At 65.1% G+C, this 25410-nt stretch carries 30 protein-coding genes and 1 tRNA gene; 11 read left to right on the forward strand and 20 right to left on the reverse strand.

Annotated elements, in window-relative coordinates; genetic code table 11:
• Positions 1 to 308: hypothetical protein (locus VKF82_06705; GenBank protein ID HME81751.1), on the reverse strand; the 308-nt coding region annotated here is incomplete at its 3' end.
• Between the two features lie 56 nt (positions 309 to 364).
• Between VKF82_06705 and VKF82_06710 the strand changes: the two genes are divergently transcribed.
• The 4 genes from VKF82_06710 (at position 365) to VKF82_06725 (ending at position 2132) form a co-directional block, all read left to right on the forward strand.
• Positions 365 to 652, forward strand: a complete 288-nt coding sequence (locus VKF82_06710; protein ID HME81752.1) for a hypothetical protein — start codon at positions 365 to 367, stop codon at positions 650 to 652.
• A gap of 100 nt (positions 653 to 752) precedes the next feature.
• Complete coding sequence (locus tag VKF82_06715) at positions 753 to 1124, forward strand: STAS domain-containing protein (GenBank protein HME81753.1); 372 nt, start codon at positions 753 to 755, stop codon at positions 1122 to 1124.
• A 62-nt stretch (positions 1125 to 1186) separates the two neighbouring features.
• Positions 1187 to 1450 (forward strand): GlsB/YeaQ/YmgE family stress response membrane protein, encoded by a 264-nt coding sequence (locus tag VKF82_06720; GenBank protein ID HME81754.1) that lies wholly within the window; start codon positions 1187 to 1189, stop codon positions 1448 to 1450.
• Between the two features lie 85 nt (positions 1451 to 1535).
• Positions 1536 to 2132, forward strand: coding sequence for a hypothetical protein (locus VKF82_06725; GenBank protein HME81755.1), 597 nt, complete (start codon positions 1536 to 1538; stop codon positions 2130 to 2132).
• Between the two features lie 3 nt (positions 2133 to 2135).
• On the opposite strand, the gene VKF82_06730 is transcribed toward VKF82_06725, so the two are convergent.
• The 8 genes from VKF82_06730 to VKF82_06765 form a co-directional block, all read right to left on the reverse strand.
• Positions 2136 to 2798 (reverse strand): hypothetical protein, encoded by a 663-nt coding sequence (locus VKF82_06730; protein HME81756.1) that lies wholly within the window; start codon positions 2796 to 2798, stop codon positions 2136 to 2138.
• 19 nt (positions 2799 to 2817) lie between these two features.
• Entirely contained in the window at positions 2818 to 3762 is a 945-nt protein-coding gene (locus tag VKF82_06735; protein ID HME81757.1) for a pyridoxal-phosphate dependent enzyme, read from the reverse strand.
• Positions 3763 to 3767: 5 nt separating this feature from the next.
• Complete coding sequence (locus VKF82_06740) at positions 3768 to 4625, reverse strand: polyphosphate kinase 2 family protein (GenBank protein ID HME81758.1); 858 nt, start codon at positions 4623 to 4625, stop codon at positions 3768 to 3770.
• A gap of 4 nt (positions 4626 to 4629) precedes the next feature.
• The gene (locus VKF82_06745; protein HME81759.1) at positions 4630 to 6156 is read right to left on the reverse strand and encodes a hypothetical protein; all 1527 of its coding nucleotides are present in this window, start codon (positions 6154 to 6156) and stop codon (positions 4630 to 4632) included.
• Between the two features lie 69 nt (positions 6157 to 6225).
• On the reverse strand, positions 6226 to 6891 hold the full coding sequence (locus VKF82_06750) for a hypothetical protein (protein HME81760.1): 666 nt from the start codon (positions 6889 to 6891) through the stop codon (positions 6226 to 6228).
• 55 nt (positions 6892 to 6946) lie between these two features.
• Positions 6947 to 8551 carry a Na+/H+ antiporter gene (locus VKF82_06755; GenBank protein ID HME81761.1) on the reverse strand — a complete coding sequence of 535 codons (1605 nt, stop codon included), beginning with the start codon at positions 8549 to 8551 and terminating at the stop codon, positions 6947 to 6949.
• Positions 8552 to 8557: 6 nt separating this feature from the next.
• Positions 8558 to 9160, reverse strand: a complete 603-nt coding sequence (locus VKF82_06760) for a TMEM175 family protein (GenBank protein HME81762.1) — start codon at positions 9158 to 9160, stop codon at positions 8558 to 8560.
• 68 nt (positions 9161 to 9228) lie between these two features.
• On the reverse strand, positions 9229 to 10164 hold the full coding sequence (locus VKF82_06765) for a kelch repeat-containing protein (protein HME81763.1): 936 nt from the start codon (positions 10162 to 10164) through the stop codon (positions 9229 to 9231).
• A gap of 218 nt (positions 10165 to 10382) precedes the next feature.
• Here VKF82_06765 and VKF82_06770 point away from each other — a divergent pair, with 218 nt between their 5' ends.
• Entirely contained in the window at positions 10383 to 11033 is a 651-nt protein-coding gene (locus tag VKF82_06770) for a hypothetical protein (protein HME81764.1), read from the forward strand.
• 61 nt (positions 11034 to 11094) lie between these two features.
• On the opposite strand, the gene VKF82_06775 is transcribed toward VKF82_06770, so the two are convergent.
• From VKF82_06775 to VKF82_06785, 3 genes are all read right to left on the reverse strand, one after another.
• Positions 11095 to 11478, reverse strand: coding sequence for a VOC family protein (locus tag VKF82_06775; protein ID HME81765.1), 384 nt, complete (start codon positions 11476 to 11478; stop codon positions 11095 to 11097).
• A 110-nt stretch (positions 11479 to 11588) separates the two neighbouring features.
• Positions 11589 to 12296, reverse strand: a complete 708-nt coding sequence (locus tag VKF82_06780; GenBank protein ID HME81766.1) for a hypothetical protein — start codon at positions 12294 to 12296, stop codon at positions 11589 to 11591.
• Between the two features lie 217 nt (positions 12297 to 12513).
• Positions 12514 to 12589, reverse strand: a tRNA-Gly gene (locus VKF82_06785).
• A 78-nt stretch (positions 12590 to 12667) separates the two neighbouring features.
• Here VKF82_06785 and VKF82_06790 point away from each other — a divergent pair.
• From VKF82_06790 to VKF82_06805, 4 genes are all read left to right on the forward strand, one after another.
• Complete coding sequence (locus VKF82_06790; GenBank protein HME81767.1) at positions 12668 to 13120, forward strand: DUF5069 domain-containing protein; 453 nt, start codon at positions 12668 to 12670, stop codon at positions 13118 to 13120.
• A gap of 66 nt (positions 13121 to 13186) precedes the next feature.
• A complete protein-coding gene (locus VKF82_06795) occupies positions 13187 to 15142 on the forward strand; it encodes a cytochrome c (protein ID HME81768.1) in 1956 nt (651 codons plus the stop codon).
• On the forward strand, positions 15139 to 16278 hold the full coding sequence (locus VKF82_06800) for a multicopper oxidase domain-containing protein (protein ID HME81769.1): 1140 nt from the start codon (positions 15139 to 15141) through the stop codon (positions 16276 to 16278). The genes VKF82_06795 and VKF82_06800 overlap by 4 nt, the downstream gene beginning before the upstream one ends.
• A 49-nt stretch (positions 16279 to 16327) precedes the next feature.
• Positions 16328 to 16864, forward strand: coding sequence for a hypothetical protein (locus VKF82_06805; GenBank protein ID HME81770.1), 537 nt, complete (start codon positions 16328 to 16330; stop codon positions 16862 to 16864).
• Between the two features lies 1 nt (position 16865).
• Here VKF82_06805 and VKF82_06810 read toward each other — a convergent pair whose 3' ends face one another.
• The 7 genes from VKF82_06810 to VKF82_06840 are packed head-to-tail and all read right to left on the reverse strand — an operon-like array spanning position 16866 to position 22427.
• A complete protein-coding gene (locus tag VKF82_06810) occupies positions 16866 to 17342 on the reverse strand; it encodes a GNAT family N-acetyltransferase (GenBank protein ID HME81771.1) in 477 nt (158 codons plus the stop codon).
• A gap of 53 nt (positions 17343 to 17395) precedes the next feature.
• The gene (locus tag VKF82_06815) at positions 17396 to 18154 is read right to left on the reverse strand and encodes a glycosyltransferase (protein HME81772.1); all 759 of its coding nucleotides are present in this window, start codon (positions 18152 to 18154) and stop codon (positions 17396 to 17398) included.
• Complete coding sequence (locus VKF82_06820) at positions 18111 to 18875, reverse strand: hypothetical protein (GenBank protein ID HME81773.1); 765 nt, start codon at positions 18873 to 18875, stop codon at positions 18111 to 18113. The genes VKF82_06815 and VKF82_06820 overlap by 44 nt, the downstream gene beginning before the upstream one ends.
• On the reverse strand, positions 18872 to 19342 hold the full coding sequence (locus VKF82_06825) for a chemotaxis protein CheX (GenBank protein ID HME81774.1): 471 nt from the start codon (positions 19340 to 19342) through the stop codon (positions 18872 to 18874). Before VKF82_06825 ends, VKF82_06820 begins: the two co-directional genes overlap by 4 nt.
• Positions 19339 to 19818 (reverse strand): chemotaxis protein CheX, encoded by a 480-nt coding sequence (locus tag VKF82_06830; protein ID HME81775.1) that lies wholly within the window; start codon positions 19816 to 19818, stop codon positions 19339 to 19341. Before VKF82_06830 ends, VKF82_06825 begins: the two co-directional genes overlap by 4 nt.
• 2 nt (positions 19819 to 19820) lie before the next feature.
• Complete coding sequence (locus VKF82_06835; protein HME81776.1) at positions 19821 to 20177, reverse strand: response regulator; 357 nt, start codon at positions 20175 to 20177, stop codon at positions 19821 to 19823.
• A gap of 12 nt (positions 20178 to 20189) precedes the next feature.
• A complete protein-coding gene (locus VKF82_06840) occupies positions 20190 to 22427 on the reverse strand; it encodes an ATP-binding protein (protein ID HME81777.1) in 2238 nt (745 codons plus the stop codon).
• Between the two features lie 128 nt (positions 22428 to 22555).
• Between VKF82_06840 and VKF82_06845 the strand changes: the two genes are divergently transcribed.
• Entirely contained in the window at positions 22556 to 23872 is a 1317-nt protein-coding gene (locus VKF82_06845; GenBank protein HME81778.1) for an OFA family MFS transporter, read from the forward strand.
• A gap of 45 nt (positions 23873 to 23917) precedes the next feature.
• Positions 23918 to 24364, forward strand: coding sequence for a MaoC family dehydratase (locus tag VKF82_06850; protein HME81779.1), 447 nt, complete (start codon positions 23918 to 23920; stop codon positions 24362 to 24364).
• A 3-nt stretch (positions 24365 to 24367) separates the two neighbouring features.
• On the opposite strand, the gene VKF82_06855 is transcribed toward VKF82_06850, so the two are convergent.
• A complete protein-coding gene (locus tag VKF82_06855) occupies positions 24368 to 25312 on the reverse strand; it encodes a CsgG/HfaB family protein (GenBank protein HME81780.1) in 945 nt (314 codons plus the stop codon).
• Between the last annotated feature and the right edge of the window lie 98 nt (positions 25313 to 25410).

The raw sequence follows: 25410 nt of genomic DNA on the forward strand, positions 1-25410 counted from the left end.
ACGAATCCGATCGCCACGCCGAGCGCCAGCAGCATGATAGCGGCGTCGATGACGATTCCGGCGACGCCGGGCACGACGCGGTTCCCGACTTCGATCAGCGTGAACAGCGGCGCGGCGACGAGCGCGCAGGCGATGCTCCAGCGCAGCCCGGCCGCTGCCGCCATCGCGATCACAAAGACGAACGCGAGCGGGCGCAGTGATATCTGCGGCACGGCGTGGTCGATCGCTACCACGGCGAGCATAGCCGCGAAAATAGCGGCCGCCGCCAGGCCTTTGTGATTCGCCGTCGAGCCCTCGCTCTTATCCACGCTATGCTTTCCGTACGGGAGTATACCCAGGTTTGCCTGGTCCGTATTGCGGGCACATGTCGGTAGGCAGCTTCAGCAAGGAGGCTTCAATGCCAGACGAACGCACCCCGACCGAAAAACATGCAGACCACGCGTTGCACAAGGCCAAGAACGACGCTGTGGACGGACTCAAGGAGGCCGAGCACAACGCGAAAGCGGCAGCCGAAAAGACCAAACGTACGCTGGCCGGCGATTCGATGACAGCCTCAGAAAAGGCCGCTTCGAGCATCAAGGAGGCTGGCCACAAAGCCGCCGCAGCCGGCGACAAAGCGAAGCGCGAACTACGGGACAAATTCGACAAGTAGAACCTCGGGCGGCGGCGCGCGGCGCCGCAGACGCGCGGTTCTTCGCGCGGCGGCGGCGCCACTGCGTTTTGCGCAGCCGGCAAGCGGGGATAAGCCGCCCATGATGAGTTTTGCGGTCGCTCTGCAGACATACGGCCAGACCACGTTGCTCGAGCTCGTCGGCGAGCTCGACATGGCCGCGGCGCCGACGTTCCTCGAAGTGGTCAGCGATCAGCTAAGACGCGGATCCGATGCGTTTGTCGTCGATCTCGACAGGCTCACCTACATCGACTCGCGCGGCCTGTACGCGCTCATCGAGATGCTGCGTTCCGTCCGCAATCAACGCGGCGACGTGGCGATCGTGCTTACCAACGCGCAGATCTCGCGCGTGTTCGCGATCAGCGGCATCGACAGCGTTTTTCGTTTCTTCCCCGACCGGCCCACCGCACTGACATTCATAAGCGCGGCGATACGGCCGGCATCCGCGGTTTGACGCACGCCTCGGCGGCGTATAAGAGAGTAGTATCGCTTTCGTAATAAAAGAGGAGTCATTAAATGGATATCATCGCATGGATCGTCGTCGGCATCATCGCCGGCTTCCTCGCCAAAGCAGTGGTTCCGGGGGAAGGCCCCGGCGGCGTGCTCGGCGACCTCGTCATCGGCGTGCTCGGCGCCATCATCGGCGGCTGGCTGTTCAACACTTTCGGCCACATCGGCGCGACGGGGTTGAACATCTGGAGCATCATCGTGGCCTTCGTCGGCGGCGTCGTGTTGTTGCTGATCATCCGAGCCCTCACGGGCCGTCGTCTCGCGGCCTAGAGCAGCCCGGCCACCCTGCGGCGAGCGCGTTCGTGCGGACGCGCTCGTTGCATGAGGCACGCTCACCAGCGTCCAAGCGCTCGTCATGCTGGCACTCATCGCGTCTGTCACGCTGACGTTTTTCCCGTACGGCTCCTTCTTCTCCAATGATTCGGACATCGCGCCGCCCGTCGATCCGCAGGTCTTTGTCAAAGACGAGGCGGCGCCGGCGGGGGTCGGACCGCAATCCATCGCCCACGAGGCCGGCTATCGGCCCGCGCTGGTGCAAAGCGACCCCGCGTCCGCGCCTCTGTTCAGCGCGCACGGCGCGCCGTTGGGCATCACGCTCGGCCAGTGGATCGGAGCGACGGGGACTCTTGAGATCGTGGCCCTCAACGCCAACGCACAGAGCGTCGTCGTGCACTGCGAAGGGTTGTCGCCGTACGGCGCCTACAGCCTGTTCACGAGCCGCAGCGATCCGCAAGCCACCGTCTTCACGCCGCTCGACGGATCTGGTACCGGCAACTCGTTCGTGGCCGACGCCGGCGGCAGCGGCACTTTGACCGTGCTTGTCTCACCCCCGCTCGCGCCCGCGAGCACGATCGTCGTCGTTTTCCACAGCGATGGGGAGACGCACGGGATGTCGCGCGGCGCGATCGGCATCACCTCGCACAACCAGCTCGTCGCCCGCGTGCCGAGATAGCTTCTAAAGCGCGCCGCTGATGGCCAGGCGCAGCTCCAAGTGGCCGATCGCCGCGAGACAGTGCCGCGTGGAGACGTTCTCGACCGTTCCATCGAGCGTGAGACCGTTCGCTTTCACGTCTTCCAGATGAGCCCGCAGCAGCGCCGTGATGTCGATCGGCGGCGATTTGAAATTCGCGTGCGGCGGACGCAAGGCGTCCACCTCCTCCAGGACCGGCGTGATCGACTTCTCGTCGCTGCTCCAGGACTGCGCCGTCACGCCGATGCCTCCGATGCACAACGCACGGTTGCGGTCGGTGGTGCCGTCGACGAAATAATTCTGCTTCGACTCGTAGAAAAGCCGCGCGCTCGAGATCGAGGCGGCGTCAAGCCCGTCGAGATCGAAGCGCACCAGACCCTGGTAGACGGAGCAGATGGTCGCAGCGCGCGCCGCAGCGCCGCCGACGAAGGCGCCCGGCTGGCGAACGCCCGTCCACCCGCCGACGAACACGGTGCTCGGCGGGTGCAGATACGGCGGCTGCGGCGCGCCGCCGCACTGGTACGTGTACGCGCTGGCGAATTCCACCGGGGTGAGGACGACCGTGCGTACCGGTACGGCTGATGGCGTCGGCAACGACGCCAGCAGCCATGCGAACGCGACGGCGAGCGCCGGCATGACGTAGCTCAAGGACGTCTCTCCAAAGGCATCAGACCTCGAGCCTGCGCCGCCATTGCTCGATCTCCTCCAGGCCGACGTTCGCGCCGCACAGGACGACGGCGGTCGTGCCGCGCGATGCGCGCGGGATCAAGCCCAAACGCAGGGCTGCATGGCAGCACGAGGACGCCGGCTCGACGGTCACCTTCATGTCCGCTTGCAGTTGCAGCAACGAGCGCACCGCCTCGGCATCGGATACGACCACGACATCATCCACCAGATCTCTGACCGCGGCCAAGGTGGATTCGGAGACGATCGGGGCGCCGAGCGTGCGCGCGATCGAGGTGATAGCCGGCAGCGCCACCGGATGGCCGGCGTCCAGCGCTTTGCGCATCGCGTCGGCGCCGGCCGTCTCGACGCCGTAGATCCGCACCGATGGGCGCAGCGCTTTCACGACTGAGGCGACGCCCGCGAGCAGCCCGCCGCCGCCGATCGAGATCACGACGGTCTCCAGATCGGCGATATCTTCCACAAGCTCGAGACCGACCGTGCCCTGTCCGGCCATCACGTGCTCGTCGTCGAACGGGTGGAGCGGCGTCTGCCCGGCTGCGACCCGGCGTTCCATGTCCGCGAACGCGAGCGCAATCGTTTCGAACAACACCACTTCGGCACCGTCGAGTTTCGCGCGCTGGACGACCCATGGCGGCGTCGTCTCCGGCATCACGATCGTCGTACTGATCCGCAACACACGCCCGACGTGCGCCACCGCCATGCCATGATTGCCGCCGCTCACGGCGACCAGGCCGCGTTCTCGCGCGCCGGCATCCAACTGCAAGGCAGCGTTGAACGCTCCGCGCGGCTTGAACGAGCCCGTGACCTGCAAGAACTCCAGCTTATACGTGGTCCCGTCGGCGGAGAAGACGGGCGTGCGCCGGACGTACGGCGCGATGCGCGCAGCCGCCGCACGGGCCGTTTCCGGCGAAGGGGGCCTGAACAACGCTTTCATCCCTTCTCCAGCTTCCGCTTGGCGGCGCGCAGTGCTTTGCGCAACCCGGACGGCAGCGAGGGGTACGCCAGCTTGAGTGAGCGCAGCTCGCGCACGATGATGTCGGCGATCGCCACGTGGGCGAACCACTTGTGGTCGGCGGGAATCACGTTCCACGGCGCCCAGGGCGTGCTCGTGGCGTTGAGCATGTCCTCATAGGCCTTCATATACGCGGGCCAGTACTTGCGCTGCTGCAGATCCGCCGCGGAGAATTTCCAATACTTGTCCGGCCGCTCGAGTCGTGCCAGCAGCCGTTTGGCCTGCTCCTCTTTCGATATATAAAGGAAGAACTTGAGCACATGGATGCGGTTGTCGACGAGATACCGCTCGAAGCCGTTGATGTCGCGGTAGCGGCGCTTCCAAAACGCGGAGCTCGCGCCTGCCGCAAGCCGCGGGCCGAGCAGCTCAGGATGGACGCGCACGATCAGCACTTCCTCGAAGTACGAGCGGTTGAAAATGCCCATGCGGCCTCGCTCGGGCAGCACGCGCGCACAGCGCCAGAGGTAGTCGTGGCGCCGTTCTTCCTCCGTCGGCTGGCGGAAACTGTGCACGTCGATGCCCTGCGGGTTCACCCCCGACATGACGTGTTTGACCGCGCTGTCCTTGCCGGCCGAGTCCATGCCCTGGAAGATGATGAGGATGCCGTGCTCTGCGCCCGCGCTCAGCACGTCTTGCAGCTTCGAGAGCTTCTTGATGTCCGCGCGAAGTTTGTCCCTGGCCTCGTGTTTGCCGGCGTAGCCGTTGGTATCGGCGGGATCGACGTCGCGGAGGCGCGATCTTTTGCCCGGAGTCCAGACCAACGATCTCGTATCCATGCGGTTACTGCGCCAGCACCGCGTCGTACCAGCGGCCGAGATCCCGTTTGAATGCGGCGAGCGCCGACGGATTGACGTACACCATGTGCCCCGACTCGTAGAACCCGTATTGGATGTGACCGCGCAGGGACGGATCGAGCCCCATGTGGTCGAGCAGGTATTGCGTCGCGAAAAACGGCGTGGCCATGTCGTAGTAGCCGTTGGCGGAGAAGACGCGCAAATGCGGATTGGCGCTCATGGCCATTTTCAGATCCGGCAGCACGTCGCCGTCGGGCAGCTGGCGATTCGTGCGCTGCAGATCCCATTCGCCGAGGTCGTGCAGGGTTTGATACTGCGCATCGGTCTTGTAGCCGAGCGTCTCGCGCACGTAGGCGTTGAACGTCGAGGTGTATGCCGAGTCTATGTAGCTGTACGACGGATCGTAGCCGGGCACTTGAGCGTTCGGGCTCACGTCCACGCCTACAAAGCGCGCGTCGTATCGCCCCGTAAGGCGGTAGCTCGGGCCGAGCAGCTGCTTCTCGAACTCTTCGGGCTCGACGCGCAGGTCGGCGCGGCGCAGATAGGTCTCGCTGATGCCGATATACCCGTGCAGCTTGGCGATGATGTCGTCCTGGGCGGCTGGGCCCAGCGACGACCCGAGCGCGAGCGCCGGTCCATATTCCTTGAGCGCGAACGCCTCTGCCGAGCGCACGATCGACTGGAGGTCGCCCTGTTGCCCTGGGAGTTTGTGATGATACCATGCGACCGCCGCCTCGGTCGGCACGTAGGTGACGTACGGCGTGTCGTTGCCGTCGCCGCCGTTGAACTGCATGAAGTTGAGCGCGGACGACAGCAACACCACGCCGTTCACGTCGACGTCATGGTGCCGAAGATATTCGGCCAGCGCGCATGCGCGCGTCGTCCCATAGCTCTCGCCGAACAGGAACTTGGGAGAATTCCAGCGGTTGTACTGCGTGAGATAGCGTTGGACGAACTGGCCGAAGGCCGCCGCGTCCTTGTCGATGCCGAAGAAATCCTTGCCCGTCGACTTTCCGAGGAGCTTGGAGAATCCCGTCGCCGGCGCGTCGATGAACACCAGGTCGGAGCGGTCGAGCAGGCTGTACTCGTTGTCGATCAAGGTATATGGTGCCGCGGGGATCGACGTGCCGTTGCCGACGACCACCCGCTTGGGACCGAACGACCCCATGTGGAGCCAGATCGTCGACGAGCCTGGACCGCCGTTGAAGAAAAATGTGAGCGGCCGGCGCGGGCCTGAGTCGTCCTCGGTGTACGCGACGTAGAACATCGACGCGGTCTCCTCGCCGCCGCTGTCGCGCAGCGTGATCGTCCCCGCGGTTGCGGTATACACGATCGCCCTCCCGCCCAGTTGCAGGCTGTGGTGCGTCGTTGAGTCCGCTGGTCGTGGCTGGGGCGTTGATGTCGCTTCGGGCGTGGGCGTCGCCGCCGGTGTGGCGTCGGCCGCCAGGCCTGCGCCGGGCAACGAGCTGCCGAGCAGCATCAAGAAGGCCGCGATCGGCGCGCGTATCGTCACGTGTGCTACCTCATCGAACGGAGGGTGGCCGTTGCGCGCATGCTTTGCGCGCGCGCGCGAGCGGCCCTCTTAAGGCCTGCCGCACGGCCCAGGGGGCAGCATCGGCGTGCGCGCTGGGCCCCACTGGAAACTGAAGATGTCCTGCGAGGCGCCGAGCGTGCCGTCCAACGTATCGCCTGAGCGGATGCACTTGGATTGCGGCTGGCTGTTGAATGACCAGCCGGCTGGGGTGTCCGGCAAGCCGATGCGCACGATCGCGTTGGCAGCCGGGGCCGACATCGGGACCGCGAAGATGCACAATCCGTCGACGCTCTGACTCGCAAGGACCCCGCGCACCGGTCCCTTGCCGTAATCCGCTTGCACGTTGAATCCCTCGCAGCCGACGGTGACGATCTCGCGCAGCGCGACTGCCGCCGGCGTGGCGTTCGCCTTGGGTGACGGCGGCGAAACCGGGTTGAGGTTCGTGGCCGCTGCCGACACTGACGGTTCGGTCAGGATCGTGATCGCCCCGTGCGTGCGCTTGCCGGTAACTCCGGAGCTTGGATCGCGCGGTGAAACGACCGAGAAACTGAACGCGATCACGGCGATGCTGCGGTGTGCGATGGCCGGGCTCTGCACCTGGTCGGGTTTTGGCCCTTGGATCCTCACGTAGAACTCGTAGGCCGCATGTGCCGGCACCGCGCCCGCCAGCAAGGCGATGGCCGCGGCCGAAATAGCGGCGAGCCGACGAGTCATAGCCTGCCTCCCATGCCCCGGAAACGCATCGCGGTCATGGTTCGTTCCGGCGCGCTCATTGCTCTTCTGCCGCCTCGATATCGCTGTGCCCGGCGGCGCTGCCCAGCAGTTGGATCTCTTCGGACTCGAGGTCCAAGAGCCGTTGGATGCGGCGCAAGACCGTGTTGTCGATCTTTCCGTCATCCCGCAGCCTGATGAGCTCGTCGCGCTGGGCGTCGATCAGCTCGTAGGCGGTCTTGCGATAGGCCTCATTGGTCCGCGCCGCTTTGTTCGCGTCGCCCGCCAGGGCACCGAACTCCCATGCGCGCGATTTGTAACGGCGGCGGAATAGATCGAGCACCCCTTCGGGCGCGTCCCCGAGGGCGGCGAGCTTGTCGAGCTCTCGCAGCGCCGCAGCCGCGGTAGCCGACAACGCCAGGCGCTCCTCCTCGTCTGCGACGTCGTCGCCGGTGACGTGCAGCCAGCGTATCAGCGCCGGCATGGTGCCGCCTTGGCCGACCAGTGTCGCCAGCAGCACGCAAAACGTCAAGAAGATGATCAGATTGCGGCCGGGGAACGGGCCCGCAGCTGCCGTGAATGGAATCGCAAGCGCCGCCGCGATCGTGATGCCGCCGCGCATGCCGGCCCAGGACAGCACCGCGACATGCGACCAATCGGCCTTGCCTTCCACATGTTCTGGTTCGTTGGTCACCGGCAGCAGCGCTTGCGCGAACACCCACGCGAGGCGCAGCACGATCACCGTCAGCGAGATGGCGACGCCATACCAGAGGAGCGCGCCCGTCGGATAGGCGCCCAGGCTCTCCGACACCGCGTGGAACTGCATGCCGACCAACACGAAGATCACGGCGTTGGTGACGAAGACCACGGTTACCCAAAAACCGGTAGCGCGTTCGCGCGCGGCCGGCGTGAGCACGCGCGGAGTGTACCGATTGACGAATAAGCCGGTCACGACCACCGCCAGAACGCCGGACGCGCCGATGTAGTGCGCCGGCAGATAGGCGAGGTACGGCACGGAGATCGAGATGATCGCCTGAAGCGACGCGTCTTGCGTGAAGCGCCAGGCCAGCACCGCGACGGCGCCTGCAGCGACGCCGAGCGCGATTCCGCCGACGATCGATGCTGCTAGCGCGCCGAGCGTGTGCGCCAGCGAGAACGTGCCGCTGACCACGGCGGTCACAGCCACGGCGTACAGCACGAGCGAGGTCGCGTCGTTGACGAGGCTCTCACCTTCGATCGTCGCGACGACGTGGCGCGGCAGCGGCAGACGGTCGACGATCGGCGCGAACGCCACTTCGTCGGTCGACGATACGATCGCGCCCAGCACGAACGCGGCCGCCCAGCCGATCGACGGCACGAGCGCGTGCGTGACCACGGCGACGCCGGCCGTCGTGACGATCACGAGCCCGAACGCGAGCTGGAAGATCCACCAGGCGCTATTGCGGAACTCGCTGGCCGGCGCAGTGACGCTCTCCCAATACAGCAGCGGCGGCAGGAAGATGACGAGCACGAGTTCGGGCGGCAGCGCAATCGTCGGAAAGCCGGGGATGTACCCGACCGCCACGCCCGCGAGCAGCAGCACGATCGGGTAGGCCACGCCGATGCGATTGCTCAACGTGACCAGCACCACGATCAACGCACCGATCGCGAGCAGCGCGAACAAAGGCCGCTACTCCGGCCTGAAGGCGGCCGACGACACGTTGCTCGGCAGCATATAGAAGATCGCGAGCAGCGTGAAGAGCGCGACGCCGGCGAACGGCGAGAAGTACGCGATCGCCGTCGCGACGGGATACGCCGTGAGACCGACGACCGACCACGCCAATGGCGTGCGCGGGATGGACGAGTCCGAGGCGACGATCTGCCAGTGCAGCAGGTTATATGCCACCGCGATCGCGCACAGGACCAGGCCGTAATACGTCACGGCGACGTTGGTCAGGCCGAACTTGGCGAGCACTTCCGTCGGGAACGGCAAGAACGAGATGAAGAGCAACAGCACGAGATTCGCGATCACGATCCCGTGCGTGATCTTCTCAACAAACCGGAACTGCGCGTGGTGATTCAGCCACATGATGCCGATCGTCAGGAAGCTGGCGACATAGACGACGTACTGCGGCCAGATGCCCACCAGCGTCTGGAGCTGCTCCCAGCTCGAGGGGGGCGAGTTGAAATTCGGCAGATGGAACTCGAGCACGAGCAACGTGATCGCGATGGCGAACACGCCGTCCGAAAACGCCTCGAAGCGGCCTTTGCTCAGGGTGAACGGTGTGCTCATGGCCGCGGCTTCGACGATGTCGCGGATGCCACTTGCCTGGATCTGCCTTGCGGCTACACGCTATGGCCTCAGGGTGTCGGCGTCAGCGTCCAGAAACGGTCGGTGCCGTAACATGCGGAGCCTTGGCACACGTTGCCGCCGGTCGCGTATAGCACGCCGTTGACCACGACGGCGCTCTCGAGCGGCCGCGCCGCCGGCAGCGACATGCGCTGCGACCACGCTCCAGTGGATAGATTGTACGCTTCGACCACGGAGTACATGACGTTGTTCGTGCTCCCGCCGAGCACATAGATCTTCCCCTTCAGTATCGCGGCTCCGGCGGAGAACCGGCCGGTCGGCATGGGCGCGCCTTTCGTCCACGTATGCGTGGCCGAATTGTAGATCTCGTTGGCGGTAGACGGATTCATGCTCTGGCCGTTCCATCCGCCGATCGCGTACAGTTTGCCCGAGCTAGGATCGGCGACGAGCGAAAGTCCGTCGCGCGACGTGGGCATCGCGACGCCGGCGTGCCATGCGTTTGCGACCGGATCGTAGATCTGCTGGTCGTTTGTGTCGACGAGTGTCGCGCCTTGATAGGCGCGGCCTCCGACGAGATGGATCTTGCCGTTGAGGACCGCCGCTGCTCCGGCGCCGCGCGCCGAAGGCAGCGAGGCGATGCTCGTCCAGGCGTCGGCCGTGGGATCGTAGACGGTGCAGTTGCCGGTGGCTCTTGTGCCGGTCACGCCGCCGAGCAGATAGATCTTGCCGCCGAGCGCGACAGCGGGGCCGTATTGATTGAGCGGCGGCGCTTTCCCGGTGGACCAGCTGTTCGTCGTGATGTCGTAGACGTGCAGGGTATCTCGGTCGCCGATCAAGTAGATGCGGTGCCCGACGTTGACCGCGACCATCGCGTATTTCGTCCAGCCCATCGTCGCCGTCTCGCCCCAGCCCGTCGGGGCGCCGAACGCCGGCACGCCTGCCGACACGACGGCGGCGGCCGCCAGCGCGAACAAGAAACGCTTCACCACGCAATACCCTCCACGCCAGACACCTCCAAAAAAGGGGCGTTCGTCGCCGGCAGCCGACTTCCCGCGATTGCCAGCGCTGCGGGCCTTGGCGCGGTCTCCTGGGCCTGCCAGAACGGCCAAGCGAGGCTGTAAGATGAAAGAACTGGGCAGGCCAGGGCCGGGAGAATAGATAACATTCTTCTAGAGCACGGGGCTTGGAAGGGGAACTTGAGCACGTGACCGATTGGATCCCCATTTCGACGAATTCCAAGAGCGAATACAAGCGCGACCTGCCGTTCGGCTTCGGCACGTCTGCAGCCACGCATGTCATCGCGGCGCTCGTCCTCGGCGCGCTATTCGCGACGGCAGCCCTCATTCAAGAGATCAATGTTCCGGTTCCCGAGCAGAAGAGCACCGTCATCACGATCGAAACGCTTGTCCGCACGCCGCTGACGACGGCGCAAACCCATCCTTCGTCGCAGGCGCAGCCCTCAATCGCCGCCAGCGCTTCGCAGTCCTCGGCGTCGAGCTCCTCGCCCTCGCAGGGAGTGGCGTCGGCGGCAGCACCCTCGTCGAGCAACGGCGGCATGCGTAGTGAGCTTTCGCGGCTCGTCGGCAGTCTGCCGCACGTCAAGGCCGCGGTGTCGTCGGTCTCGCGCGCCTTCATGGTCAACACGGCGGCGGCCGGCTCTGCCGCGGCGGCCGGCAACACGGGCAGCGGCGGCGCGGTGAACAGCCAAAGCACGATTTCCGGCCCCGGACCAGGAGACGGAATGGGTGGACATGCCGGCGCGGGGCCCGTGTGGAGCGAAGAGCCCGCCGATGGACCGTTCGGCTCACAGCACCACGACAGCTGCACGCCGTCAAAGGGCGGGTTCTTCCGCTAGCCCCGTCGTAAAGCGATGAAAACGTAAGGCGCGCTCGCAAGAACGCGCCTTCGCATTTCCCCTACGCGGCGTTCTGGCGCTTGAACTGGTGCAGGATGAAGCCGTTGCCTTCGCTGTCTTGGCAGATCGCCATAAGGCAATGGTCGTTGTCGATGAGATCGCCCAGCACGCTGCCCCCGCGCTTGCGATAGCTCGCGAGCGCTCTGCGGATGTCGTCCACCGCGAACATCACGCCGTGGCTCTCGAACCATGAGCCGTCGTCCATGCGCCATAGGCCGAATGTCGAGCCGTCGGCCAGCTCAAACTCCGCGCCATTGCCGCCGAGCTCGCGCGTGAGCGGAAGGCCGACGACGTCGCGGTAGAACTTGATGGCGCGTTTGGGATCTTTGACCAGGTAGCAGTGCACGTCGATACCGGTGATCACTGCCGCGGTAGCGGTCGCCATGATAGCGCGTTCCTTTCGATGTTTCCAGACGATGTGTGTGACGGGGCCATCATACGCCCACATACTTGACACCTGATGTCATATTTGCGTACTATGCTGGTACCGTGAAGTCAGGCCGCCTCCTCAACCTTCTGCTGCTCCTGCAAGCCCGCGGTGCGCTCACCGCGGCGGCGCTGGCTGAACGGCTCGAGGTCTCGGAGCGCACGATCCATCGCGACGTCGACGCCTTGAGCGCAGCCGGCATCCCGGTCTACGCGGAGCGCGGCATCGGGGGCGGCATCCGCCTGTCCGACGGCTATCGCCGCGCGCTCACCCAGTTCGGCGAGGATGAGATCCGCGCGCTCTTCATCACTTCCGCCAACCCGCTGGCCGACATCGGTCTCGGCGAAGGCTTGGCCAAGGCGCTTGAAAAGCTGGCCGGCGCGCTGCCCCCGCCGCAGCGCCGCGCGGCAGAACGCAGCCGCAATCTGATCTTCTTCGATCCGCGCCGCTGGAAACAAGCCGTGGCTCCACGCGAGCATCTGGCCACGTTGCGTCGCGCGGTGTGGGATGACCGGCGGATCAGGCTTCGCTATCGCGATCGCAATGCGGCCATGAGCGACCGCATCGCCGAACCGCTCGGACTCGTCGCCAAAGCGGGCGTCTGGTATCTGGCCGCGCGCTACAACGAGGAGATGCGCGTGTTCCGCTGCGATCGCATCGTCGAAGTCGAGGTCACGCCTGAGACGTTCGAGCGGCCCGCTGATTTCGATTTGGCGAAGTTCTGGCAGTCGTCGAGCGCCAGCTATGAGGCCAGTCTTCCGACGTATGTCGTGCATCTGCTCGTGGCGCCCGACGCGCTCGACGACGTCGGCTCCTATTGGGAGGCGCAATTCAGCGACGATGAAGCACGCAGCGACGGCTGGGTCGGTGCGCGTGTCGTCTTTTCATCGCAGGATGCCGCGGTGCCGCAGCTCGTATCATGGGGCGGCCAGGTGAAGATCGTCGGACCGGATGAGGTGCGCGCGCGCGTGCTGGCGTGCGCTCGCGAGATCTTGGAGCGGGAGACGGGCCTCGAACCCGCGACCTATAGCTTGGGAAGCTATCGCTCTACCAACTGAGCTACTCCCGCGCGCGGGACTCGGCTTTCGGCGCCTGCGGTTCGCGCTCCCGCCCTCCGGGTAAGGGAAGCTACGGAGGTAAACGTCCCATGGATCTCACCACAACGTATCCCCGCAGCCCTAGGGAGAAAATGCGCGGCATCGTGTCGCTGGCGCGCACGATCGACAAGGCGCGTGCGCGCAACGCGGGCAAGCTCGGCGAGTACGACTATGACTGTCCGCACGATCGCCCGCTGTTCGAGTTTCTCGGCACCGACGGTGAAGAATTCGCCCGCAAGGTGCGCGAGCTTGACAGCGACGACGAGATAGGCCAGTGGGTCTCGCGCCGTCTTGCGGACAAGACGCCGGCCCAGATCGCGCAGTTCAACGAGAATCGCACGCAATGGCATCCGGAGCCTGGCGAGCATAGCTATGACTACTTCACACAGCTGCGGGATCAGACCGCGCCCGGTCGCAACGACATCGTCACCTGGTTCGACCTGCTCGACGCAGATGAAAAGCGGCCCGTGACCGCGCCGACCAAGCTGAAACAGCGGACGTAGCAGATGTGAGGAAACAAGGATCGCGCTTAACGGAGGTGCCGTAAGAGACGCAGAAGCGTGCCGGCCGTGCAACATTTCTCTGTGCGGCCGGTCGCTTTCGTGATCGTCGCCGCCTCGATTCTAGCATGCGGCGCGCAGGCGCTGCGACCGCATCCCGCGCAGGCGATCCCGATGTTCGCCAAGCGGACCGGCGCCTCGTGCGAGCTGTGCCACACGGTCTTCCCCGGCATGACCACTTACGGCATGATGGTCATGATGTCGGACTTCTCGGCGCTCCCGTATCACGCGGGTGAGAACCCCGGATTCGTGTCGGTCGTGCTCTCCGAGCAGTACCTGTCGAACCCCGACGGCGACCCCCCGCCGCCCAAGCTCTTCACCGACAACCTAGGTCTGCTGTCCGGCGGATTCGTGGGCCCCAACTTCACCTACTACCTCGAGCAGCATATCGTCGACGGCGGATTCGTCGGCGGCACCGACCAGCTGTGGGTCTCCTACAACCAGCTCTTCCGGGGCGCGGGCGATCTGCAGGTCGGCAAGTTCCACACGCCGTTTCCATTCATGCCCGCGCATCGCATCACGATCTCACCGTATGCCACGACGAGCTATACGGTCGGCTCCAACGACTTCAACGAGGACGACAGCCATTGGGGCGTCACCCTGGCCCAGATGCAGGGAACGCTCATGTACAGTCTGTCCGCGCTGGGCGGCAATCAGCTCATCTGCCAGCCCGGCTGCGCGCAGTTGGGCGGCACGAACACCAACCACAGCCTCGATTTTTCGGCGATGAGCATGAGCGACAACCCGTTCAACTATGGCCTCGGCATCATCTACAACGGTTTCACGCCCTCGACGGCCGGCCCGATCGACCGCTTCGACCGGTCGGCCGTCTACCTGCAATACACGCCGCCCGGCCTGCGGCGTTTGCAATTCCAAGCACTGGGTCAGATCGGCTGGGATTCGAATCCGAACGGCGACGGCGCCGGCATCCACACCCAAGGCTTCTTCACCGAGGCGCAATACGATTTCACGCACGGCAACTGGGGCGTGCTGCGCTGGGACTCACAGAACGGCGAATCGCCGGTAGCCGGTTTGACGCTTGACTTGATCCATCAGTTCGCGCCGAATTTCAAGCTGACGGTCGAAGGACGCGCGTTGACGACCGGCACGACTATGGGCGTCGGCTTGGAATGGGCAGGTCCGTGGTCCCGTCACAACATCTTGCCCTCGCCGGTGCTGGGCTCGATGCCCGGCATGAACATGTCGGGCATGGACATGTCGAATATGAGCAACATGCCCGCCATGAACGCGATGGCACCGTCGAACGGCCCGAGCGCGCCATTGTCGCCGCTTGATACCACGCTCTCGCACGGCGACGCGGTCGCCGGCGAGAATCTCTTCAAAGCGGACAACTGCGCCGCGTGCCACGGAGCCGCCGGCGTAGGCGGCGGCATCGGCCCCAAGCTGGCCGGCAGCGCGAGTCAGGTGTCGCCCAATGAGATGTACGAACGCATCAAGCACCCGATGCCGCCGATGCCGGATTTCAAGTTGAGCGACGGCGACATCGCGAATCTCGTCGCCTACGTCGTGACGCTCACGCCGGGGCAGACAGTCGCCGCGGAGATCGCGAAAGCGCACGCCCAAACGAACGCGATGTCCGGGATGAACATGAGCGGCATGAACATGAAGGGCATGCAGATGTCCATGGCCCAACCGCCGCCCGTCTATCCGCAGGACCAGCCGCCGCAGGACGCCGGCGGGTTCGCATACTATCCGGGCGTCGAAACCGGCGATCCCGTACGCGGCGGCCGCCTGTTCGCGCAAGACTGCGCGCGCTGCCACGCGGCAACGGGCCAAGGCATCAGCGGGAGCGGCCCCGCCATCGACGATATGGGCGCACACTTCACGCCCAGCCACATCGCGTGGCACATCCATCAGCACGATGCGGTCAGTCCGCCGCTGCAGCTCAGCGACAAGGACGTCATCGATTTGACCGCGTTCCTCGAGACGTTAGGAGTCAAATGATCTCGCGACGAGACGTGCTTAGACTTACCGGCGCGGGGGCGTTCGCGCTGGCTGCGTCGCGCGCGTCGTCAGCGATGGCAGGCGCGATGCCCGCGCATCCTGCGGCAGCCGCCGCGGCGGCGTCTCCCGAGCTGCGTCGCTTGACGACCGCCGATCTGCGCGCGTTGCCCGTGCTCAAACCGGCCGGCGCGATCAAACGGACTGGTCGCACGCGCACGTTCACGCTCGTGCTCGGCTCGACGTTGATCGAGCCGCTGCCGGGCCACAGCGTTCAGACGCGCGGCGTCAACGGCATCTCGCCCGGCCCGGTGCTGCGCATGACCGAAGGCGACGACGTCGAGATCACCGTGATCAATCGGCTCGCGCAGGATTCGACCATCCACTGGCACGGCGTGCCCGTGCCGTTTGCGATGGACGGGGCAGCGATGTTCTCCCAGGCGCCGATCAAACCGGGCGACCAGTTCGTCTACCGTTGGATCGCGCCGCAAGCGGGCACGTACATGTATCACGCGCACTATAACGACATAGACCAAGAAAACGTGTTCGGCATGATCGTGGTCGCGCCGCAGGATGCTTCGCGCGAGCCGCACTACGACGTCGACGTGCCGATCGCGGTGACGTCGGTGGATTGGGAACCGGCGCGCAACGTCGAGGCACAGGCCGTGCTGGCCAACTCGATGCTGATGCCGGCCATGGCAGTGGACCCGAAGGCCGATCCGAATCCGGGCATGGGCGACGCGATGGAACGCATGGACATGACCGAATACTGGTGCTTCAACGGCAAGACGTTTCCGGCGACCGATCCGATCCGCGTCAAACAAGGCGATCTGGTCCGCGTGCGTTTCGCGAACATCACGCACATGACGCATCCGATGCACCTGCACGGCCATTGGTTCCGCTGGATCGCGCAAGACGGAGCCCCGCTGCCCGATCCGCGCCCCATGAACACCATCCCCGTCGACCCCGGCCGGACGGTTGATATCGACTTCGTCGCCAACAACCCGGGCGTGTGGCCGCTGCATTGCCACATCGTCTCGCACATGGTCGACAATCACGATCAGATGAGCGGTTTGGTCACCGCGGTCGTCTACGAGGGATTCACGCTGCCCACGATGATGCAGCAGCACCAGTCGTAAGCAAGCTCGTCCCAGGCCCGTTTAAGGGCATCCTGTTACGATTCACGGCATGAGACAACACGTAGTTGCGGCGCTTGTCGCCGCGTTGATGATCGCGCCGGCTGGCGCGCTTGCCGACACGACGCCGCAGGGCACTCCACCGCAGGGCGGGCCCGGTCCTGGCGGCATGGGACAGCAGGTCCGCGCGCAGGTGGATCAAGCGCGGGCCGCCGCGCGGACCGCGGCACTGGGCGCGCTCACGCCTGCCAACCGCGACCGGCTCGGCCAAGTCATCGGCCAGCTCGCGATCGCGCAAACGCCAGACGTCAATGCGGCGGCGAAAACACTCGACGCATCGCTGTCGCCGAAAGAATCGAAGGCGGTTCTCGACGCACAGTCCGCGTTCGATGCGCAGATGAAGCAGATCATGGATCAAGCACGGGGCCAGATGGGCGGCGGCTCGCAAGACAACCGGCCGTCGTTCGGTCCGCGGCCCGGCGATCAAGGACCGCCTGACGCCGGACTGACGCTCATGCGTCTGGCCGTGCCGCCGATCGGCCCGCCGCAGTTCTTCCGCACGGGTGGACCGCCACCGCCGGGCTCCTAGTCTAGAGCGTCAAGCGAAAGGTGACCACGCCGCCGTCGACGTCCATGCGCGCCATGCCGATGCGCCGCGCCAAAGCGTCAAACGCGGCGTTCTCACCGAGGGCGTAGGCGAATAGCTCGAGCGCATTGCGCTCGACAAGTTGCTCGATCACCGTCTGGATCAGGTTGCGGCCGACCCCGCGCCTTCGCGCGGTGCGCGACACGATGATGCCCAGTTCGGCGGCACCGAACTCGTCGATCCAGGCGTGCGCCATACCGACCGGCTCGGCGCCCTCAAAGGCAAGCAGGCCGATGACCTCATCGCCGAATTCGACGAAGCGGCGCAGCTCCTCGTCGCCCAGGTCGTCCTTGAATTGGAAGAACCGGCAATAGCGGTCCTCACTCGTCGTGTTCTCGAACACGGTGCGGCAATGCGCCAAGTCTGCGCCGTGGATGGGTCGGATGGAGCCGCGGTCCCGTTCTTGCAGTGATGGTCTCATGCGCGCCATCGTAGCACGACAGCCTTATGATGCGCTTATGCGCGCGGCGCACGTCAGCGGGGAAAGTCGTAGAAGAACAGATTGGCGGCGCGCTCGTCGCGGCCGCCGAGCAGGTCGCGGGCCAATTTGAGATTCTTGAGCAGATACCAGTCGCCGAAATGATCGAATTTGCGGCATGATGTGGTGATGGGCGCTTTCCAAAGCGTGCCAAAGCGCTTGCCGCGCGCGAGGCCGAACGCTTTGAGCCGGATCGCCAGGTCGACGTCCTCGACCGATACGAGCGATTCGTCGAATCCGCCAAGCGCTTCGAACGTCGAGCGCTCGAGCCAGAACAGCCCGGCCGAGACCCGATAACGCAGGATCAGATAGGCGATGATCACGCCCGTCGCAGCGATGCCCAACGACATGCGTTCGGGCTGGATCATCGTGCCTCCGCCGATGTACCTGCCGCTGGCCAGATGGCGCTCCGCTTCGCTTAGGGTGCGCGGCGACATGACGGAGTCGGCATCGACGGTGATGAGGATGTCGCCGGTCGCCGCTCGCGCGCCCGCATTCCGTATCACAGCGAGATTCTTGCCCGCGGCTTCGATCGTCCGCGCGCCGTGCGCAAGCGCGATCTCCGCCGTCCGATCGCTGCAGCGGTTGAGGACCACGATGGTCTCCACCAGGCCCGGATACGGCGCGGCCGCGCGGCGGATGGCCTCAAGACACGCGCCGATCCAACGCTCTTCATCGCGAGCGGGGACGACGATCGAGAACTTAGGAGCGCTATCCGACCGCTTTATCGGCTGTGTTCGAATCGTACTTGACACCGAAAGTCGCTTCGATTGCCCGCACGATCGCGTCGTACAATTCCTTGTTGTGCACTTCGATCGTCGGGTCGCCGATCTTGAGCGAATGGATGTTGTCGGCGAGCACCAGTTCACGCGGCACGCGCCGGAAGACGCGATAGACGGCGAGTTGTGCCGCGATCTTCGGCAGCGCCTTGCCGCCTGCCTGGTCGATGATGAAGTCGAGCAGCGGCTTCAATTTGTACCCGGTGATGCCGACGGCAAGACGCGGCATGCTGCCCGATCCGGCCGGCTTCACCGAAAACGCGAGTCGCGGCGGCGGCGGTTTGATGGTGGCTGAGATCAACGGCGTTCCGGAGGGCGCAGGCGCAGCCGCCGGCGAGGTTGAGCCATTGGTCTGCGCTGTGGAAATGGGTTCCGCAGGCGGCATCGCCGCAGCGGCGTGCGGGTGCGCTGCTGTGGGCGCGGCGTTCATCGTGACCGGCTTGACCACCGCGTCGCGCTCGCGCATGAATTCGCCATACGTGACGACGCATTGGTCCATCAGGCCTTTGCCGGCCAGCTCGTCGGCGACATCGTCGGCTTCCAGCTCTTCCAACCCCATGCGGCTGAGCAGTTGCACCAGCGGAGTGCGGCCATCGAGGGCGAGCAGCACCTCCCACTCGTAGGGGCGCAAGCTCACGCCGAGCGCGCGATCGTCGAAGTCGCGCGGCCGTTTGAAGACGTCTTTACCTCCGTTCATGGCGTGCTCCTCATCGCTTCGACATTGGAGAACACCCCGATGCCGAGGTGCGCCCAGTGGCCCTCCCAGCGGATGGGCAGGACGAAGCGCGTGCCGGGCACCGAGAACGGGGGCTGCTGGCCGCCCACCAGCGTGCGCGGCACCGAGATCTTGAACTGGTTGCCGAAGCGTTCGCGCGCGTTGCTGGCGATCGTGCTCGCCATCTCGCCGACGAAATCGCTCAGCAGCGCGTCGTCGCTGGCGGTCTCGCCGGTACGGCGCAGGAACGCGACCGCGAAGTCGCGCGGCATCGTCAGATAGACGCAGCCGTCGTCGCTGCCCGAGATCCGGATGAAGCCGCTGTAATCGAGCAGCCGCGGCGGCGAAAACTCGATCACCGGATCGTCAAGCGTCGGCTCCTCGTCCACCACGGTGGCGAAATAGTTGGACACGATGTCCACGAACAGTTTGAGATCGTTGTCGGTCATTGGCTGCGCGCGCTCCGCCGCTGCGGTTCTTCTTTGAGGCAGATGATCAGCGTCGAGCGATGCCCGGTCCAGTTGATCGGGATCACGAAGGCCGGCGCGTCATCTGGAAAACGGACGTCTTGCGCGCGGCCGCGGATGACGACCGGGACCGAGATCAAAAAGCCGGGGCCGAGCTCCTGGCGCGCGTTGCCCGAGATCGTGTTGGCGATCTCGCCGACGAAATCGGCGCAGATGTCATCCGATAGATCGGGCTCGCCGAAGATATCGGCCAGCGCCTGCACCATGTCGCGCGGGGCGGTGTAATAGACGCAGCCGCGCTGATTGCCGGAGATGCCGATGACCGCTGAGAAATCGGACATCACCTGATCCGACTCATCGCGCACGAACGGCGTACCGACCTGCGCCGGTGTCGGCGAGATCTTGCTGAAGAATCGAGCGGCGCCGTGGACGAACACCTTGAGGTCGTCCTCGGTCATGCCTACTCCGTGAGGAGTTCGGCCAGCTCGGTGTGCAGCATCTCCGCTGTGAACGGTTTGAGTAAGAATCCTTGTGCTCCCCGTTTGATGGCCTCCACCGCGGTCGCCTTGTCGGCGAGCGCGGAGATGACCAGGATCTTGGTATCAGGGTTCCTGCCGAGGATCGCCTCGACGCATGACAGCCCGTCCAGTTCGGGCATCGTGATGTCCATGGTGACGATCTCCGGCGTGAACTCGTCGAAGACTTTGAGCGCCTCCGAGCCGTTGCCGGCCGAGCGGACCTCGTACGTCGATTCTCCCACCTGGCGAGCGATTGCCCGGCGGATGACATTGGAATCGTCGACGATCAGCAGCTTCATCGCATCCACCGCTCACGCGACCGGAACCGGCACCGGAGCCGGCGCACGTGGCAGGACGAAGGTGAACTCGCAGTAGCGGCCTGGGTCGGAACTCACCCCGATCTCGCCACCGCACTCGTCGACCACCAGATGTTTGACCACGTCCATGCCGATGCCGCGGCCGGCATCGGTCGTCGCGCCGTTGCTGGTGGTGAAGCCGGGCGCGAAGATGAAACGCGCGACCTGGCTCTCATCGGTCTTGACGGCCTCGTCGCTCGAGATCAGACCCAGTTCGACCGCACGTTCACGGATGGTGAGCGGATCCAGCCCGCGGCCGTCATCGCGGTAGGCGAATCCGAACGAACCCGCCGTCATGCCGGGCAGCGGCCGGATCTCGATCGTCGCGACTTTCAACTTGCCTGCGGCTTCGCGTACGGATGGCGACTCGACGCCGTGTGCCAGCGAATTGCGCGTCAACTGCACGAGCACGTCTCTGACGGCCCGGCGCAGCTCCGGCTCGAGCGGGCGCGTGTCGAAGCCATCGGCCTGGACGCGGACGTCCTTACCGAGTTTGAGCGCGAGGGAATGCGCCAGCGCGCGCACGGCATCGACGACGTCGTCCGCGGCGGGCGCGACGGCGTTGCCGAAGGCCGGCGCAGCCGCGACCGGGCCTGGGTAGACACGCTGGATGCCGGTGAGCTTCTCGCGCAGATCCTGGAGCTCAGCCAGATCGGCGCGCAGGTCGGATTCGGCGATGACGATCGACAGGAAGTCGTCGCCGCCCAGCGCCGGCCGGTTGCGCAGTTCGACGATCTTCTGCTCGAACGCGTCGCACGTCTTCTGGAAGTATTCGAGGCTGAGCAAGGCCGCGTTGCCTTTGATGTTGTGGACGCAGCGGAAGACGACGTCGAGGCGCTGGCGCAGCTGCTCCATCTGACCGAGCGAAGCCGCCGCGAAATCCTGTGCCTTCAGCGCGTCGTTCATCTCGCGCGTACGGGCCTGCGCGCCCGCGATGAACTCGTCGAGCATGCGCGGCTCGACGTGCAAGATGCCGAGCAGCAGCTCGAACTGCCGCTCCTTCTTGTGTTCGGACTCGCGCAGCTGGCGCTCGAGCTGCACGCGCTCGGTCACGTCGGTCACGGCGATGAAGACGCGGGTGATCTCACGATCCTGGACGATGCGCCGGAACGAGAACGCGAGATACTTGGAGATGAAGCCGCCCTCGGGGTTGGGGAAATTCACCTCGACCTCGTCGAGCGGGTTGACGCGCAGCACCGCGCGCTCTTTCTTTTTGGGATCGAAGAGCAGCGCGAGGTAATCGCGCGTGGTGTTGAACATCCGCTCCGTCAAGATGCGCTGGAGTATGTTCAAGAAGTTGAAACCCGCAAGCTCCTTCATATGGAAGATGTCTTCGAGTTCGCGCGAGTACTGCGCCTCGATGCGATAATCCGGACCGATGAGCAGCAGGCCCTGCCGCACCGTCTCCATGATGAGGTCCGTGCCATGCTTCGCGGCCGCCAACGCCGCCGAGCTCTCGGCGAGCTCATCGTTGCGCAGCTCGAGCGAACTTGCGTACACCCGGATCTGATTCTGGCCCTCGGTGACGCGCGTGAACAAGATGACGACGATCGCGACCACGCACAGCACGGCGAGGCCGATCAACAGGTTGCGCGTGAAGATCAGATCTTTGGCGCCCTGCGTCGCGCTGCGTTCGATCGACAGCGCGACGTCGCTCATCATGTTCGACATCTGCTTCTCGTTCGCGCTTGCGTACGCGGCGGCGTCGTCCACGACGGCCGGCGTGACCGGGCCGACGGCGATCGCCGCGATCTTCTGCTTGAGGGGCGTCCAGGCGCTTTGCGCTTGCGAAAGCGCGGCGGTCTCCGCCTCGCCGCGCAGCGGAGCCACAGCCAGGGGCTCGCCGGCAAGATCGGTCGTGGTGCCGCCGTTCTGCAGCGCTTTGAGCGTCGCATCGAAGGTCGCGGCCGAATCGGCCAGGTCGCCGAGGGTCGACGGCAGCGGCGCTTGGTTGGACCGCTGCGTCAATTGCGTTTCGAGCAAGTCCTTGGTCATGCGCTGGACGAGATCGCTTTGCCGCGCGGCCACGTCGACGAGTTTGATGGTGGATTGCGAGCGCAACGTGATCGCCGCGTTGGCGAGCACGGTGCCGAATAGCGCGCCGGTGAACAGTAGCACGCAAACGACGAGGCCGATCGTCATCCATACCTGTGACGACGGCGCTTCTCTCGGTGCGTGCGATACGTATCTCATGTGTCCGAGCGTACCCCTCTTCCACTATCATCGGCGCGGGGTCCCGAAGGTTCGCGCGCGGGAGGCTGTGACGGCTCACACAAAGCGCGCGCGCAAGTCGGGCGGCCGTCACGCCGATACTTCCGAGTATGAGAACTCGATGGTGGGTGGCGTTCGCCGGGATCATGGTCATGCTGGGCCCCGGAGCGGTCTACTCGTATAGCCTGTTCACGCAGCCGCTGCTCGCAAGCTTCAACTGGACCACGACCCAGACCACGTGGGCGTTCGCGCTCGCCAACTTCTTCTTGGGGCTTGGGGGCGTGATCGGAGGCATTCTCGCCTACCGCGGCGGGACCCGAAGCGTCGCGCTGATCGGCGTCACGCTGTGGGGATTGGGGAACATCTTGGCGGGCTACGGGACCGCCAGTTTCGGCGCGCCGTGGCTGTGGCTGACCTATGGCGTCATCGGCGGGCTCGGGTGCGGCATGGCATACATCGCGTCGGTGACCAGCGTCATCAAGTGGTTCCCCGAGCGTCGCGGCTTCGGTGGTGGCCTCATCATCATGGGTTTCGGCCTCGGCGCGCCGATCTACAGCCTCATCATCCGCAGCCTGCCGGCTTTCACCACGGCCGCCAAAGCCGCAGCGGCGTTCGTCGCCGCGCGCACGGCCGCCGAGGCGTCTCAGATCACGTTCAACGCGGCGCAGTACGCGCTCAAGCCCGACGTCGTCGCCGGCCTGATGAACATCTTCACGATGTCGGGCATCGCATTCATCGCGGTCGGCTGCATTTTCGCCTTCGCGTTGCGCGAACCGCCGCGCACGTTTGCTGTGAACGGCTTCCCGACCAACGACGACGAGCTCTCCTACACCACCACGGAGATGCTGGGCAGCCCGCAGTTCTATCTGCTGTGGGTGATGCTGTTCTTGAACGTCACCGCCGGCATCATCGTCATCAGCAACGCGACCGGCATCATGCAAGAGCTCACTGGTTTAGCTGCACCGACGGTCGTTGCGACCTATGCGTATCTGGCGTTCTTCAACGGCTTCGGGCGGCTGTTCTGGGGCTGGCTCTCGGACCGGATCGGCCGCCGCGTCGCGTACGCGGCGATCTTCGGGATCCAGGTGATCTCGTTCTTCTTCCTCGGCGAGCTGCACAGTCTGGCGGCGGTCGCCGCCGTCTACGCGGTGGTGCTGCTGTGCTACGGCGGCGGCTTCGGGGTCATGCCGGCGTTCAACGCCGATTTCTTCGGCACTAAGCATTTCGGCGCGAACTACGGGCTGAACATAACCGCGTGGGGCTGCGCGGGGCTCGTCGGCCCAGCGTTCGTTTCGTCAGTGAAGGACCTGACCGGTTCGTTCGCCGGCGCGCTCTTACCGGTGGCGATCATGCTGCTGGTCGCGATCATCTTCCCGCTGATCTCCGACAAACCGGCTATCTCGCGCCCGCTCGAGCGAGCAGCCTGACCGCTCGTAGGATGTCGACCCGCGTTCTTTGAACGCGGCGCTCCTATGACGGACCGCTACTTCGACGACTTCGCCGTTGGCCAGTCCCATGAGACCGCTTCGGCAGTGGTGCACCTCGACGAGATCGTCGATTTCGCGCGGCGTTACGATCCCCAGCCCTTCCATCTCGACGATGCTGCCGCCGATGCGAGCGTTTTCAAGGGGATGAGCGCAAGCGGGTGGTTCACAGCCGCGCTGACGATGCGGCTGGTCGTGCAGAGCAACGTCATGCAGGCGACCGGCATCATCGGCATCGGCATCGACGAGCTGCGTTGGCCGCGGCCGGTGCGCCCCGGCGACACGCTGCGCGTGACCATGGAGATCGTCGACGTCAAGCCGTCGCAGCGCCAGCCGCGCGGGATCGTCAGCGTGAAGCTGACGACCCGCAACCAGCACGACGAGGTCGTGCTCAGCGAGATCGCGCGGCTGGTCGTGCCGCGCCGGCCCGAGTAGGGTCTACTCGGCGGAGACCGCCTCGCCTGCCGTCACCGTCCCCTGGGTGACCTTGCCTTGGGCCGAGTGCGTGTCGACCGACGTGATCTGGATCGTGCCCTTCTGTATCCGCACCGTGGTCATCTGGCCCGTGTCGGGATCCTTCACGCTCTTGGTCGCGTACGCGGTGAAATACATGCCCTCGCTCACGCCGTCGGCCGAGCCTTTGTTGATGACGACGTCCGAGCCGTCGATGGTCAGCACGTGGCCGTTGATCGAGGCGCCCGAGCCGCCGCCGGCCGCGAGCTTGGTCGGGTCGACCTTGGAGGCCATGTCCTTGGCCGATTCGTTGATGAGCTGCCCCATGAGCGAGTTCGTGAACTGGGCGCTCGTATAGCTGCCGCCGACATTGGGCGCGAATGCGGCGACCGAGAACGACGTGGTCGACTTTGTCTGATCCTCGGGAAGCGTCGCGACGATGCGCCCGGTGCTCACCTCGATGATGCGAGCCGACACCTGGAGATGCACCTTCTGCGCCGTGACGTTGGCGCCGCTCAGAACAGGGTTGATGAAGCCTCCCAGGTTGCCGCTGTTGGTGGCGGTGTGCGCAAGCTGGATGATGCGCCCGACGATGAGGTATTTCGCTCCGATCAGGCGGCCGAGCTGCATGCTGGTCGCCGGCGAGACGTCGCCGCTGATCGTGAGGTTCTTCTCCTGCATGATCGAGTCGATGTGCGAGCGGTCGACGACCGTGACGGTGTCCAGATTGACCAGCTGGTCGGTCAGCAGATCGGCATACGCCGCGCCGGGATCGACGCCCGCGGTCCACCACCAATCCAGACCGTCCGAGCTGAAATTGACCACAGCGATCGAAGGCTTCGCCGTCGTCGCGGCAGTAGCGGGCAGCGCGATGCACAAGAGGACGGCTGCGGCGATCGCTGAGCCAAAAATGCTGGTCAGATGACGCATGGAAATACCCCTATCTGATGGTAGCGCGTTCTTTGAACGTGCTTCTCGTTCTTTGGAGGCGCCGTTTCTTCATTAACGGAGTGAATGACTCTTTGGTT

The sequence above is a fragment of the Candidatus Eremiobacteraceae bacterium genome, from assembly GCA_035314825.1.
Classification (GTDB): domain Bacteria; phylum Vulcanimicrobiota; class Vulcanimicrobiia; order Eremiobacterales; family Eremiobacteraceae; genus JAFAHD01.

Coding starts and splice junctions, on each gene's coding strand:
- VKF82_06820 (HME81773.1), bottom strand. CDS start 18,875: ATGAACGGAGGTAAAGACGTCTTCAAACGGCCGCGCGACTTCGACGAT.
- VKF82_06810 (HME81771.1), bottom strand. CDS start 17,342: ATGAGACCATCACTGCAAGAACGGGACCGCGGCTCCATCCGACCCATC.
- VKF82_06760 (HME81762.1), bottom strand. CDS start 9,160: ATGAGCACACCGTTCACCCTGAGCAAAGGCCGCTTCGAGGCGTTTTCG.
- VKF82_06840 (HME81777.1), bottom strand. CDS start 22,427: ATGAGATACGTATCGCACGCACCGAGAGAAGCGCCGTCGTCACAGGTA.
- VKF82_06835 (HME81776.1), bottom strand. CDS start 20,177: ATGAAGCTGCTGATCGTCGACGATTCCAATGTCATCCGCCGGGCAATC.
- VKF82_06850 (HME81779.1), top strand. CDS start 23,918: ATGACGGACCGCTACTTCGACGACTTCGCCGTTGGCCAGTCCCATGAG.
- VKF82_06725 (HME81755.1), top strand. CDS start 1,536: ATGCTGGCACTCATCGCGTCTGTCACGCTGACGTTTTTCCCGTACGGC.
- VKF82_06845 (HME81778.1), top strand. CDS start 22,556: ATGAGAACTCGATGGTGGGTGGCGTTCGCCGGGATCATGGTCATGCTG.
- VKF82_06830 (HME81775.1), bottom strand. CDS start 19,818: ATGACCGAGGACGACCTCAAGGTGTTCGTCCACGGCGCCGCTCGATTC.
- VKF82_06825 (HME81774.1), bottom strand. CDS start 19,342: ATGACCGACAACGATCTCAAACTGTTCGTGGACATCGTGTCCAACTAT.
- VKF82_06710 (HME81752.1), top strand. CDS start 365: ATGTCGGTAGGCAGCTTCAGCAAGGAGGCTTCAATGCCAGACGAACGC.
- VKF82_06750 (HME81760.1), bottom strand. CDS start 6,891: ATGACTCGTCGGCTCGCCGCTATTTCGGCCGCGGCCATCGCCTTGCTG.
- VKF82_06775 (HME81765.1), bottom strand. CDS start 11,478: ATGGCGACCGCTACCGCGGCAGTGATCACCGGTATCGACGTGCACTGC.
- VKF82_06800 (HME81769.1), top strand. CDS start 15,139: ATGATCTCGCGACGAGACGTGCTTAGACTTACCGGCGCGGGGGCGTTC.
- VKF82_06740 (HME81758.1), bottom strand. CDS start 4,625: ATGGATACGAGATCGTTGGTCTGGACTCCGGGCAAAAGATCGCGCCTC.
- VKF82_06720 (HME81754.1), top strand. CDS start 1,187: ATGGATATCATCGCATGGATCGTCGTCGGCATCATCGCCGGCTTCCTC.
- VKF82_06715 (HME81753.1), top strand. CDS start 753: ATGATGAGTTTTGCGGTCGCTCTGCAGACATACGGCCAGACCACGTTG.
- VKF82_06805 (HME81770.1), top strand. CDS start 16,328: ATGAGACAACACGTAGTTGCGGCGCTTGTCGCCGCGTTGATGATCGCG.
- VKF82_06790 (HME81767.1), top strand. CDS start 12,668: ATGGATCTCACCACAACGTATCCCCGCAGCCCTAGGGAGAAAATGCGC.
- VKF82_06855 (HME81780.1), bottom strand. CDS start 25,312: ATGCGTCATCTGACCAGCATTTTTGGCTCAGCGATCGCCGCAGCCGTC.
- VKF82_06780 (HME81766.1), bottom strand. CDS start 12,296: ATGCACGACATACGTCGGAAGACTGGCCTCATAGCTGGCGCTCGACGA.